Source organism: Faecalimicrobium dakarense, assembly GCF_000499525.1.
Classification (GTDB): Bacteria; Bacillota; Clostridia; order Peptostreptococcales; family Peptostreptococcaceae; genus Faecalimicrobium; species Faecalimicrobium dakarense.
The window spans coordinates 23,374-36,107 of the sequence record NZ_HG529409.1; the positions used below are offsets into that span (position 1 = coordinate 23,374).

At 27.5% G+C, this 12,734-nt stretch carries 14 protein-coding genes; 4 read left to right on the top strand and 10 right to left on the bottom strand.

Features of this window, described 5'->3' with window-relative positions; all coding sequences use genetic code 11:
* Window positions 1–3: 3 nt before the first annotated feature.
* Window positions 4–333 carry a DUF1904 domain-containing protein gene (locus BN899_RS15160; RefSeq protein ID WP_042277148.1) on the bottom strand — a complete coding sequence of 110 codons (330 nt, stop codon included), beginning with the start codon at window positions 331–333 and terminating at the stop codon, window positions 4–6.
* A gap of 218 nt (window positions 334–551) precedes the next feature.
* On the opposite strand from BN899_RS15160, the gene fba reads away from it, so the two are divergent.
* Complete coding sequence (gene fba / locus BN899_RS15165; RefSeq protein ID WP_042277150.1) at window positions 552–1,415, top strand: class II fructose-1,6-bisphosphate aldolase; 864 nt, start codon at window positions 552–554, stop codon at window positions 1,413–1,415.
* Window positions 1,416–1,526: 111 nt separating this feature from the next.
* Here fba and BN899_RS15170 read toward each other — a convergent pair whose 3' ends face one another.
* The 7 genes from BN899_RS15170 to BN899_RS15200 form a co-directional block, all read right to left on the bottom strand.
* Window positions 1,527–2,012 (bottom strand): hypothetical protein, encoded by a 486-nt coding sequence (locus BN899_RS15170; RefSeq protein WP_042277153.1) that lies wholly within the window; start codon window positions 2,010–2,012, stop codon window positions 1,527–1,529.
* 31 nt (window positions 2,013–2,043) lie between these two features.
* Window positions 2,044–2,604, bottom strand: coding sequence for a 5' nucleotidase, NT5C type (locus BN899_RS15175; RefSeq protein WP_042277157.1), 561 nt, complete (start codon window positions 2,602–2,604; stop codon window positions 2,044–2,046).
* A 139-nt stretch (window positions 2,605–2,743) separates the two neighbouring features.
* Window positions 2,744–3,592: a hypothetical protein gene (locus BN899_RS15180; RefSeq protein ID WP_042277159.1), complete on the bottom strand. Its 849-nt coding sequence runs from the start codon at window positions 3,590–3,592 to the stop codon at window positions 2,744–2,746.
* A 96-nt stretch (window positions 3,593–3,688) separates the two neighbouring features.
* A complete protein-coding gene (locus tag BN899_RS15185) occupies window positions 3,689–4,381 on the bottom strand; it encodes a metallophosphoesterase (protein ID WP_042277161.1) in 693 nt (230 codons plus the stop codon).
* An 82-nt stretch (window positions 4,382–4,463) separates the two neighbouring features.
* Window positions 4,464–5,249, bottom strand: coding sequence for a GTP pyrophosphokinase (locus BN899_RS15190; protein WP_042277163.1), 786 nt, complete (start codon window positions 5,247–5,249; stop codon window positions 4,464–4,466).
* Between the two features lie 50 nt (window positions 5,250–5,299).
* Window positions 5,300–6,211, bottom strand: coding sequence for an MBL fold metallo-hydrolase (locus tag BN899_RS15195; RefSeq protein WP_042277165.1), 912 nt, complete (start codon window positions 6,209–6,211; stop codon window positions 5,300–5,302).
* Window positions 6,212–6,224: 13 nt separating this feature from the next.
* Window positions 6,225–6,953 (bottom strand): YkgJ family cysteine cluster protein, encoded by a 729-nt coding sequence (locus BN899_RS15200; protein WP_042277167.1) that lies wholly within the window; start codon window positions 6,951–6,953, stop codon window positions 6,225–6,227.
* An 85-nt stretch (window positions 6,954–7,038) separates the two neighbouring features.
* Here BN899_RS15200 and BN899_RS15205 point away from each other — a divergent pair, with 85 nt between their 5' ends.
* Window positions 7,039–7,290: a hypothetical protein gene (locus BN899_RS15205; protein WP_042277170.1), complete on the top strand. Its 252-nt coding sequence runs from the start codon at window positions 7,039–7,041 to the stop codon at window positions 7,288–7,290.
* 261 nt (window positions 7,291–7,551) lie between these two features.
* Window positions 7,552–7,890, top strand: a complete 339-nt coding sequence (locus tag BN899_RS15210) for a hypothetical protein (RefSeq protein WP_042277172.1) — start codon at window positions 7,552–7,554, stop codon at window positions 7,888–7,890.
* A gap of 216 nt (window positions 7,891–8,106) precedes the next feature.
* Here BN899_RS15210 and adhE read toward each other — a convergent pair whose 3' ends face one another.
* On the bottom strand, window positions 8,107–10,776 hold the full coding sequence (adhE, locus tag BN899_RS15215) for a bifunctional acetaldehyde-CoA/alcohol dehydrogenase (protein WP_042277174.1): 2,670 nt from the start codon (window positions 10,774–10,776) through the stop codon (window positions 8,107–8,109).
* A gap of 277 nt (window positions 10,777–11,053) precedes the next feature.
* Window positions 11,054–11,650 (bottom strand): DUF4230 domain-containing protein, encoded by a 597-nt coding sequence (locus BN899_RS15220; protein ID WP_042277177.1) that lies wholly within the window; start codon window positions 11,648–11,650, stop codon window positions 11,054–11,056.
* 159 nt (window positions 11,651–11,809) lie between these two features.
* Here BN899_RS15220 and BN899_RS15225 point away from each other — a divergent pair, with 159 nt between their 5' ends.
* On the top strand, window positions 11,810–12,718 hold the full coding sequence (locus BN899_RS15225; protein ID WP_042277179.1) for a manganese-dependent inorganic pyrophosphatase: 909 nt from the start codon (window positions 11,810–11,812) through the stop codon (window positions 12,716–12,718).
* Window positions 12,719–12,734 lie beyond the last annotated feature (16 nt).

Here is a 12,734-nt window from a genome sequence, read left to right on the forward strand (position 1 = left end):
TCCTTAGAAGTGCTCTCCATTTTCATAGTATTTCTCTTTTTCAAATACTGTAAATGCAAGATCCATATTTTCTACGCTTAAATTATTTCTTATACTATCAGTTATAATTTTAGCTACAGTATCTTGAACTTCTTGTCCTCTATCAAACCATGCTATCTCTACAAATGGATAAACTTCTGCTATTTTTCCATCTCTTATAGCAACTGACTTTATACATTCTATTTCAAAATAATCTCTTGGACATTTAACAGCTTCAACTAAGTTATCTATCATATTTTCGCTTATTTTTAATATTTCATTTTCATGTATTCCTCTTATTTTAATCTGTGGCATTTTTCTCTTCCTTTCTATATTAAATACTATTTTATATTTTAACATAGTTAAAAATATAAAATACTTATTTTTGATGTACTAATTATAGATATTATTATACTTTTAATTTCATGTTATTACAATTTACTATATACTTTTTTTATATATTAGTTATAATATTAAGTGATGGGTAAATTTTATAATTTTTTAACAATATAATTTATTTGGAGGTTTTAAGTATGTTAGTTTCAGCTAAAGAAATGTTAATAAAAGCTAGAGAAGGTAAATATGCAGTAGGTCAATTCAACATAAATAACTTAGAGTGGACAAAGGCAGTATTATTAACTGCTCAAGAAAACAACTCTCCTGTTATATTAGGTGTATCTGAAGGTGCTGGTAAATACATGGGTGGTTACAAAACTATAGTTGGTATGGTTAACGGAATGTTAGAAGAATTAAATATAACAGTTCCAGTTGCTCTACACTTAGACCATGGTAGCTATGATGGAGCTTTAAAAGTAATAGAAGCAGGATTCTCTTCTGTTATGTTTGATGGTTCTCATTACCCTATAGAGGAAAATATAGCTAAAACTAAAGAAGTACTTGAAATAGCTCATTCTAAAGGTATATCTGTAGAAGCTGAAGTTGGTTCTATAGGTGGAGAAGAAGATGGTGTTGTTGGAGCTGGAGAAGTTGCAGATCCAGCTGAATGTAAATTAATAGCAGATCTAGGGGTTGATATGTTAGCTGCTGGTATCGGTAATATACATGGCCAATATCCAGAAAACTGGGCAGGATTAAACTTTGATGCTTTAGAAGCTATAAACAATGTTACAGGAGATATGCCATTAGTATTACACGGTGGAACTGGTATCCCTGCAGACATGATACAAAAAGCTATATCTTTAGGTGTTTCTAAAATAAATGTTAATACTGAGTGTCAATTAGCATTCGCAGAAGCTACTCGTAAATATATAGAATCTGGAAAAGACTTACAAGGTAAAGGATTCGACCCTCGTAAAGTATTAGCTCCAGGATTCGAAGCTATAAAAGCTACTGTTAAAGAAAAGATGGAATTATTCGGTTCTGTAAACAAAGCTTAATTTAATATGTCGAGTTTAATAAAATAAATTATAAAAAAATTTAAAATATAAAATACCTTAGCATAACGTAGATTTCTACAATGCTAAGGTATTTTTTTATAAATTTTTCAATTAACTATAAAATTTAGATCCACCGGCTAACTGTCTCTTGCCAACTATCTTAGCTAAATTAGTAAGCGATGCTATCTTTATTTCTTTGAAGCTTATAAGAAATACAAATTTAAAATCAGTAAATGTCTCATCTATGTTATATACATCAAAGAAGCATCTTACATTATCAAATCTGTACTTATCTTGTAATTCTTCTTCTATCTCATCTGTAGCATCTTTTAAATACGCTCTTACGTCTTCAAACAAAACATCAAAGTAAGAATCGTCTAATTCTTCACCAAGTTCTTCTACCAATTCTTCTATATCCTGCATATCAAATACTTCTTCAGATAGTTTGCAATCAAATACCATTATATTTTTTTGGTTTATACTATTTGATATATCTTGTATATCTTCAAAATCTGGACGCAATCCTAAAATATCTTTAACTTCATTACTTTGTACATGAAATTTTCCTTTTTCATTTTTTAACTCTAACTTTATCACAAGATCGCCTCCCCCATCATGTAATAACTATCTATTTATACAAATCTATAAATTCTTTTATTTCCTTCCAGTTATTAACTCTAGTTATATTTTCATGAACTACACCTTTGTTATAATTTGTATCTATTAATAAAACTTTAATCCCTTCATCTGCAAGCTGAGTAGCATTATAAGGATTATCTTCTATAAATATGTTGCAGTTTAATACCTTTGCTTTTTCTACTTTATAGTCACTTCCTAGTAAGTGAACCTCTATACCAGAGAACCCACTTTCTTCTAGCCATGTTTTAGTAATTTCAGTTAAACTTTCACTTCTTGCTGTTACAAAATATACCGTATTCTCAGCACATAATTCTTCTATTATCTCTTTTGCGCCTTCTACTACTGATGCTTCTCCATATGAGTGCATATATTTTTCGTGGAATTCACTTAGCATCTTATCCATTTTTATTTCATATAAAGTTTCCCAATTACAAGTATTGCATTGTTCTTCTGTTATATCCTTATTATATAATTCATTTAAGTATGGTATAAAGTGATATGGACTTGTTATTGTTCCGTCTATATCAACGCATATATTTAGTTTGTTCATATTATCCTCCCTATTTCCCATCTGATTTATAGTTAAGACATTATAGCATATGTTAAATTATAAATCAAAATATATAATTTAAGTATATGTATATAATACCAAAAGCTTACCTTAAAAGGTAAGCTTTTAAATAGATTTATTACATTTTATCATTTAAATCACTTAATCTCTCTTTAAAACTAGTTATATGTTTATCTGATAATTTTAAGTACTCTGTTATTTTTCCTATATATTTAGGATTTTTAGTTTCTATAAGTTTAGAAGCAGATTCCATAGCCTTCTCCCTTAATTCATATGCTTTTTTAACATCATCTCTAGCATTATATAGTACTTGTGTATAATCTTTCTCTGAAAGAGATGGTATGTTCATATCATCATACATAGATATAACTTCTTTACACATCTTTTGGGCATATTCTACGTCTTCTTCTATACTATCTAAATGCTTAAGATTTTCAGATATATTTTTAGTATATGGCATACAGTCTCTCATAGGAACTAAGGCTACTGTTTCTATATCATATATTTCTTTTTTAAATTCTGTTACAATTTCTTTATCCGTTTTTTCTTTAGTAATAGACACTTCTTCTATTTTATCATTTTTTGATAAATCATTATCTTCTTTAACTTTATTATCAGATTTATCATTATTTTTTGCAACTTCATTTTCGTTGCTAGATTTATTATCTATTTCTACATTACTAGTAGTTTTTTCTTTTTTATTTTCTTTATCTTGCTCCTCATAATCTTTTTCAAAATTTGAAGCATATTTATCTTTATATCGTTCATCAAAGGCATAGTTTTGATAATACATAGCCTCTCTTATTTTATTTAAACCACTCATATACATATTTGTTATTACTATTGTACTTACTAGCACTATATAAATACTACTGTATATACAAGATCTTTTAAAGTTGTTGTAATTCCTAAATAGAACTATTAAGGGTATAAGATATAAAAATAAGAATACTAATATCCATCTCATTAATAACAATCTCCTTTTCATGTATATGGAACTAAAATGATCCATTATACCTATTTTTATCCATTTAGTTTATATTATTTACAACTTTTTAATTTATTAATCCATTATTTTTATTAAATTAAAGTCCAGATAATCACAAGAGGCAAGTACATATTCTACTCCATTTCTAGTACCTTTTAGCCCCATTTTGAAAGATTCTTTTCCATGTAAGTGACCGTATATAACTTTTTCAACTTTATATTCTTCAAATAACTTAGTATATAAAGATTCTTCAAGCTTATCGTTAGTTGGAGGATAATGAGTTATTGCAATTATCTTAGAATATCCTTTTTTACGAGCTGATTCTAATGATAATCTTAATCTATTTTCTTCTCTTATATAGATTTTTTCATCATTTTTATCAAACTTTACATCATTTGGACAAATCCATCCTCTTCCTCCACATATTGCATAATCTTTATACTCATAAAAATTAGTTTGTAAAAACTTCATATCATCATATAATTTATTTAATCCTGTAACTGTTGTCCACCAATAATCATGATTTCCTTTTATAAAAATCTTTTTACCTGGTAAGTTATCTATTATATCTAAATCTGCTTTTCCTTCAGTTAAATTTATTCCCCATGAAGTATCTCCTAGAACTAAGACTAAATCATCTTCTTTTACATTGGCCTTCCAATCGTCAATAATTTTACTTTCATGGTTTATCCAATTATCACCAAATACATCCATCGGTTTATCCACTGCCGTTGAAAAGTGTAAATCTCCTATTGCATATAAGCTCATATTCATAATCCTTTCTAATGTCCCTTTAGTTTACTTTCCATCTAAAAAAGAAAGCTATCCACTGGCATGGATAACCCTCTAGTTATTTTTTATATTGTTGTAACAATCCATCTATTTCTTTTTTTAAGTTAATTATTTCTGTTATATCTCTTTCATTATCGATTTTATCTAATCTTCTTTGAAATAATATAGCTTTATGAGTCTCTCCCACATTATATAATTCTTGAATTTTATTTAAAACATCTCTTACTGTTATAGACTTTACTCGATACATAACTTGTGCTTTCATTATGTCTTCTCTTATTTCACTCATTTCTTGATCCAGTAAGAATGCCGCATCTGCTGCCCTTCTTAGCCTTACTGCTAAATTTTCTGGTATATAATGCTCATATTTATATTTTAAAGAGTGTTCTATTGTTGCCCAAAAGTTCATAGCTAATGTTCTTATTTGTATTTCACATAAAATTTCCTTTGATCCAGCAATTGAATTTATAGGGTACTTTATTATTACATGATAGCTTCTATATCCGCTATCTTTAAAATTTTCGATATAGTCCTTTTCGTATACTATAGACATATCGCTTCTAGTTTGAATTAGTTCTACTATAGTGTATATATCCTCCACGAACTGGCACATTATTCTAATACCCGCTATATCTTCCATTTCAGCTTCTATATCTTGTATATTTAAACGCTTAACCTTTGATACTATTGAAGCTATCTTTTTAGTTCTGCCTGTTACAAATTCTATCGGAGAGTATTCCCCTTTTGCTAGGAATTCTTTTCTTATATTCTTAAATTTTACCTTTAATTCTTCAACTGCATGTTCATAAGGAGCTAATACTTCGTCCCACTTTTTGTATTCCATCTCGCTCATCCTTTATTATATTTTTCCAGTTATACTCATTTTAACATAATTTATTTTTTTTGTGTATAATAAAGCAATTCTCCTTCATTTATAAGATATTCTACTTCTTCTAAGTCAGCTAAATGACTTATTATAGATAATAATGAAGACTTAAAAAAGTGATATTCTTTATAATTATTACTTAAGTTATTATTTTTTATAATATTTTTAAGTAAATTTTCTAACCCTATTGGCTCTTTTAATTGCTCTCTTATTTGATTTAAGTATTTTTCTATAGCTTCTTTATGTTTATTTATTAAATTATAACTTTCACATTTAGATATAATTTTCCTTCCATGGCTAACTACTAAGTAATCAAAATCTATATTTTTAAGTTTATCTAATGAGTCAATTTGATCTTTTATATCATACATGAATAAAAAGTCATATTTACTAAGCATATCCTCACCTATTAAAAGGTCACCTACAAACAATACTTTATCTTTTGTTAGTATACCTATGCTACCAGGTGTATGCCCCTTAAAATCTATTATATTAAATTCTACATTATTTAATTCTATTACTCCTTCACTTATAACTTCATCTATTTGTACTTCGTCTAATGATTTATTTCTTAATTTACCATCCATAAATTTATTACTTTTTCCACCTATTATATATTTAGAAAATAATTCTGGATTTTCTATATATAATTTTGCATATTTTGATGATATTATTGATAAATCTTTATATTCTTCCCTAAATTGGTTGCATGCACCATAATGGTCGTTGTGTTCATGTGTATTTATTATAAATTTTGGTTTTATATTATTTGATTTTAGTACATCAATTATCCTTTTGGGCCTTAAGCCACATAACCCTGGGTCTATAATAAGCGCGCTATTATCATCATATAAATATATACCTGTATTTGTTCCACCTTTTATATAAAAAGTATTTTCTTTTATATTTGTTAAGTCCATTTTAGCTCCTACTTTATAGTAATATTTTTTTAAGTCTATTTACAGTTCTTATTCTTATAGCTTCCTCTTTTGATACTCTTATTTTTATGTTATAAGCTGTATTTTCGTTCAATAGACTTTCAATGAAATATTCAACTATTCCTCTGTCTTTAAATTCTATATCTATAATACCTTTTGAGTATAATTTCGAATCTAAGGTCATTAATTCATCTGAAAAGTTAAGCCTTGTTGACTTATCTAAGTAATCTTTTTCCGGTTTAAAACTCTCACAATAATTTATTTTATAATTTACTACTTCATCACTGATATCAAATCCATACTTTGATTTCATTAGCTTTTTATAGTCTAAGTTTCTCTTTGTAACATTTAATAAATTTTTATTATAGTCTTCTTTTTTCCAATGACCAAATAATCTACAATTTAAAGGTCTAACTTCGTATATTAAACATCTATTGTTTTCATCTTTAAAAGGACAAGGACTCTTTTTTATATATTCAAAAAAATAATATTCTAATACCTTACTTAAACATTTCTTTCTTAATTCATTGTTCCCTTTTAAGTATTCAAATATATTTATAAATTCTATTAAATTGATTCCAACAGATTCCATACAGCAGTTTCCACACCCACTGCAATTTCCACTTGGTAAAGAATTATATACTTTATTCAATTTATTTAATAATTCATTTTCCTTAGAATAATCTATGCAATTTAATATATCAATCTTTTTTATACTAGTCATTATTATTACTCCTTGTTATAATTATTAGGTTAATACAAACAATTATTATAACACATTTTTTATGATTAATTATAGGAGGCATTTTATGAATAGATATACAAAAATAATAAACATGATGGATAGTTACTTCACTAAGGATTATGAAAAACAAAAAAAGAATATAACTAAGGTTAGAGAAGTTAGAGAAGAAACAGTTAGAAAGTTCTTCTTACAAGGTGATTGTGAGGTTTTAGTTATACTTGAAGAATCAGGTAAAGAAATCCTTATAGATGATTTTTCATCTGACGAAGATATAAAAAAATATCTTGGTCCTAAATTTATAAATAAAAAAAGATAATTAATTAAAAGGATGTTTTCGCATCCTTTTTTATATTTAAATAAAGTTTTAAAATTTCTAAATTTTTTTACAAATATGTATAAATTAATTTTAGGTGTCCATAATAGTAGTATAAAATTAAATATTTAACTCAATCTCCCCCAATTTGAGCTTCCGTTCCCCCAACGGAAGCTCTTTTTATATTTTTGTATATAAGATATAATTATTTATATAAATAATATAGACAACTTGCCAAATCAAAATAAGAAATGAGGTATAACCATGATACAAATAGGAAACTTAAACTTAGATACAGACTTTGAATATAGAATAATCAGAGAAGAAGAAAATGATATTGATTTATTTATAGATATAAATTACCGTAGTTTGGATGTAAATTCTCAAGGTTCTAATTTATTTTCATCTAGAATACAATTCCCTTTTGTTAGATCATTAATACTTAGAATTAGCAAAGAAAATAATCTTATGACTGTTCATCTAATGAGAGATATAGATTTATTCTCTGCATTTGCCAATTTTGAAGTTGATTATAAAGATTCAATAATAAGTATAAAAAATGACCTTGAAAAAGTCGTTATAAATAAATCTTCTATAAAATAATAAGGGGGCCTTAATAGGCCCCTTTTATTTTTTATATTATTTATATAAATTATATTAGCTTTGTTACTTCAAGTCAATTTAATTTTCTGAATTTTTCAAATTATTAGTTTTTATTATATTTAAAATCAATTATATTTTTTTATCAAAATAAAGGGGTCTTAATGGCCCCCCCTATTTTGATATTTATATTAATTCTTATTTAAAATGCATTTGCTATTAAGCTTTGCATAATTCTTCTTTTTTATTTTTTGGCGTATTTGACTTTTTTGATCCATATATTATTTTATATATTTCTACTAACTCAGTTACTAATGGTAGTCTTGGGTTAGCTGGAGTACATTGATCATCAAATGCATCTAATGCTAATCTTTCTATTGCAGCAAAGTAAGTCTCTTCGTCTATACCACATTCTTTTACAGTCATTGGTATATTTACTTCCTTCATTAAGCTTCTTATAGCTTCGACTAAGCTCTTAACACCTTCTTCTGTAGTGTTAGCTTTTAATCCTAAATACTTAGCTATTTCAGTATATTTCTTATCTGCTACGAAAGACTTATATTTAGGGAATGCAGCAAACTTAGTCGGCATAGTCGTATTATATTCTATTACATGAGGTAATAATATTGCATTAGCTCTACCATGTGGTATATGGAACTCTGATCCTAATTTATGAGCTAATGAATGATTTATTCCTAAGAATGCATTTGCAAATGCCATACCTGCCATACAAGAAGCATTGTGCATTTTTTCTCTAGCTTCTTTACCTTCTGCAGTATTAGCTCCTTTATATGATTTTGGTAAGTATTCAAATACCATTTCTATAGCTTTTATAGCTAAAGCATCTGTGTAATCTGTTGCCATTACAGATACATAAGCTTCTATAGCATGAGTTAATACATCTAATCCTGTATCTGCAGTAACAGCTGCTGGTACTGTCATTACAAAGTTTGGATCTATTATAGCTACATCTGGAGTTAACTCATAATCAGCTAAAGGATATTTAACATTGTTTACTTTATCAGTTATAACTGCGAAAGATGTAACCTCTGAACCAGTTCCTGAAGTAGTTGGTATAGCTACCATTTTAGCTTTTCTTCCTAATTTAGGGAACTTGTATATTCTCTTTCTTATATCCATGAATTTTAATCTTAAATCTTCAAAATCTGCTTCTGGATTTTCATAGAATAACCACATCCCCTTAGCAGCATCCATTGCAGATCCTCCACCTAATGCTATTATAGTATCAGGCTTGAACTTTCTCATAGCTTCAGCTCCATTTAATACTGTATCTACAGATGGATCTGGTTCTACATCACAGAATATATCTATCATAACTGGATTTCTTCTTTTTCTTAAATGATATTCTAATTTTTCAACATATCCTAATTGAACCATCATTCTATCAGTTACAATCATAACTCTTTCTGTGTTTGGTAATTTTTCTAAATATTGTACTGAACCAACTTCATGATATATTCTATCTGGTACTTTGAACCATTGCATATTTACTCTTCTCTTAGTAACTTTCTTAAGGTTTATTAAGTTTACAGCTGATACGTTATCAGTAGTTGAGTTGTTACCCATAGATCCACATCCTAAAGTTAATGATGGTGTATTCACGTTATATACATCTCCTATTGCACCGTGAGTAGATGGTGCATTTACTAATAATCTTCCCGTTCTTACTCTATTACTAAATTCTAGTATTATATCATCATCGTTTGAATGTATAACTGCTGAGTGACCTAATCCACCGAATTCTGTCATTTCAACACATTTTTGTATACCATCTTTAGCATCTTTAGCTTTTATACAAGCAAGTACTGGACTTAACTTTTCCTTAGATAATGGATGGTCTGCTCCTACTCCACCTATTTCAGCTACTAATATTTTTACATCTTTTGGTATTTCAAATCCTGCCATTTTTGCTATTGTATATGGACTTTGTCCAACTATGTTAGGATTTAATGAATTAGTTTCTGGGTTTATAACTGTTTTTTCTAATAATTCTTTTTCTTTTGCATTTACAAAGTAACAGTTATATCCTTTCATTATATCTACTACATCATTGTATATAGGTTCTTCTACTATAACTGCTTGCTCTGAAGCACATATCATCCCATTGTCAAATGACTTAGATAATATTAAATCATTTACAGCTTGCTTAACATCAGCAGTCTTTTCTATGAAACAAGGTACGTTACCTGCTCCAACTCCTAATGCTGGTTTTCCTGAAGAATAAGCTGACTTAACCATTCCAGGTCCTCCAGTTGCTAATATTAATGATACTCCATTGTTTTTCATAAGAGCACTTGAAGCTTCTAATGATGGTGCTTCTATCCATTGGATACAATTTTCTGGAGCACCAGCTTCTACAGCTGCATCTCTTAATATTCTAGCAGCCTCTGCTGAACATTTTTGAGCTGATGGATGGAAACTGAATATTATTGGATTTCTTCCTTTTATCGATATTAACGATTTAAACATTGTTGTTGAAGTTGGATTAGTAACAGGAGTAACTCCAGCTACAACACCTATTGGTTCTGCAACCATCATGTATCCTTCTTCATCGTTTTCTTCGATAACTCCAACTGTTTTTGTGTATTTTATACTATTATAAACATATTCAGTTGCGAATATATTTTTAGTTACTTTATCTTCGAATATTCCTCTTTGAGTTTCTTCTACTGCCATTTGAGCAAGCTCTATGTGTTTATCAAGACCTGCTTTAGCCATAGCCCCTATAATTTTATCTATCGCTTCTTGATCTAACTTTAGCATAGCATTCTTAGCTACATTTGCTTTTGTTACTAAATCATTAATCATATTCTCTACACTAAATTCTTGCTTTGCCTCTACTTTAGCTTTTTTTACTTCCTTTGTCATAATCAATTCCTCCCAATAATTTTTTATATAAAACTACGTTAGTTAATTAACAAACTTGCTATAGTTAGATAATACATTACACGATTATTTATGTCAATATGTTTTGTTATTTTTTTATCTATGTCATATAATGAAAACGTTTTTATTTTATTTCAATAAAAAAAACGTTCAGAATCTAATCTTTCAACGTTGTTTAAACTTTCATTTATATTTTTGTTTTATCAAAAAAATAAGATAGTTAAAAAATAGTCAACTATCTTGCATTTTTAATGAATTTTTATTTAAAAATAACCTCTACTTCTTTGTATCCTATACTTTTAAGCATATTTTCTATACTTAATTTTGTATTTGTTTTTACTTCATCTATAAAACCTTCATCTATTATCTTTTTTTCATATTCTTTTTTATATTTATTAACATCATCAAAAACTTCTTGTACTCCTAACTTGTTAAATATAGAACTTTTTACATCGTATACATATAAATTATCATTATCTATATAGTGGTCTAGTATTTCACATTTTTTTATTTCAACTAATATCTTATCTCCTGTATTTTTAATTACACTTATGTTTTCAGGTCTTACCCCTGCATTTATTACCCCATTATACTTAATTACAAATGATTTTTCTGTGAAAGGAATTTTTATATCATTTATACTTTTATCTTTTTTTACTGTAACAACATTACTATAGTTATACTTTACTGTATTTATATCTAGCACTTGACTTATGGTATCTATAACCTTTGTAGTATCCTTATATACGTTTTGATTACTTTTATATTTATGTATAGAGCATGCAGTTGTTATTACCAGCAATAAAATGGGTAATAATATGAGCAATATCTTAATTTTTTTTCGTTTTTGTAACACATTACTCCCTCCTTTTGATATAATAATTTTTGTTATTAGCAAATACGCTCATGATGTCGCTTATTTAAAATTAGCGATTTAAGTATAAAATATTTTGTAAATTAAAATAGTATATTTCTAATTTAGTATATATTATTTTATGAGAGGAGAAATTTTAATATGTCATTATTAGTTTTTGGACATAAGAATCCTGATACAGATTCTATATGTTCTTCAATTTCATTATCTTACTTAAAAAATCAATTAGGTATAGATGCAAAGCCTTACGCTTTAGGAGAGGTTAGAAAAGAAGCTCAGTTCGTCTTAGATTACTTCAAAGTTGATGCTCCAGAAGTTTTATCAACTTCAGTAAAAGGATTAGATGTTGTATTAGTTGACCACAACGAATACGCTCAAAGTGCTGATGATATAAAGGATGCTAATATAGTTGAGATAGTTGACCACCATAAAATAGGAGGAATAGCTACTGATGTACCTATAAGCTTTAGAGTTATGCCTGTTGGATGCAGTTGTACGGTAATATATAATATGTTTAAAGAAAATAATGTAGAGATTCCTTATCATATAGCTGGTCTTTTATTATCTGCTATATTATCAGATACATTATTATTTAAATCTCCAACTACTACTGATAAAGATAAAGAAGCTTGTGAAGTATTAAGTAAAATAGCTAACGTTAATATGGAAGAATATGCTATGGAAATGTTTAAATCAGGAACTTCTTTAGATGAATTCAGTATAGAAGAAATAGTAAATATGGACTTTAAAGAATTCAATATGAGCGAAAAAAGGGTTGGTATAGGACAAGTATTTACTTTAGATATAGATTCTATATTAGCTAAAAAAGATGATTTCTTAGCTTATATAAATGCATCTGAATATGATATGTTAGTTTTAGCTTTAACTGACATAATAAAAGAAGGCTCTTATTTAATATACAAGGCTAATGATAGTATAATATCTGATGCTTTTAATGTTGAAGCTCATCAAGGAGTATTCGCTGAAGGTGTAGTTTCTAGAAAGAAACAATTAGTTCCAAACTTAACTCAAGCTATAAAAAATATATAATTTGATATATAAAAAG

Coding starts and splice junctions, on each gene's coding strand:
- BN899_RS15180 (WP_042277159.1), bottom strand. CDS start 3,592: ATGAGATGGATATTAGTATTCTTATTTTTATATCTTATACCCTTAATA.
- BN899_RS15205 (WP_042277170.1), top strand. CDS start 7,039: ATGAATAGATATACAAAAATAATAAACATGATGGATAGTTACTTCACT.
- BN899_RS15200 (WP_042277167.1), bottom strand. CDS start 6,953: ATGACTAGTATAAAAAAGATTGATATATTAAATTGCATAGATTATTCT.
- BN899_RS15225 (WP_042277179.1), top strand. CDS start 11,810: ATGTCATTATTAGTTTTTGGACATAAGAATCCTGATACAGATTCTATA.
- BN899_RS15195 (WP_042277165.1), bottom strand. CDS start 6,211: ATGGACTTAACAAATATAAAAGAAAATACTTTTTATATAAAAGGTGGA.
- BN899_RS15190 (WP_042277163.1), bottom strand. CDS start 5,249: ATGGAATACAAAAAGTGGGACGAAGTATTAGCTCCTTATGAACATGCA.
- BN899_RS15185 (WP_042277161.1), bottom strand. CDS start 4,381: ATGAGCTTATATGCAATAGGAGATTTACACTTTTCAACGGCAGTGGAT.
- BN899_RS15160 (WP_042277148.1), bottom strand. CDS start 333: ATGCCACAGATTAAAATAAGAGGAATACATGAAAATGAAATATTAAAA.
- fba (WP_042277150.1), top strand. CDS start 552: ATGTTAGTTTCAGCTAAAGAAATGTTAATAAAAGCTAGAGAAGGTAAA.
- adhE (WP_042277174.1), bottom strand. CDS start 10,776: ATGACAAAGGAAGTAAAAAAAGCTAAAGTAGAGGCAAAGCAAGAATTT.
- BN899_RS15210 (WP_042277172.1), top strand. CDS start 7,552: ATGATACAAATAGGAAACTTAAACTTAGATACAGACTTTGAATATAGA.
- BN899_RS15175 (WP_042277157.1), bottom strand. CDS start 2,604: ATGAACAAACTAAATATATGCGTTGATATAGACGGAACAATAACAAGT.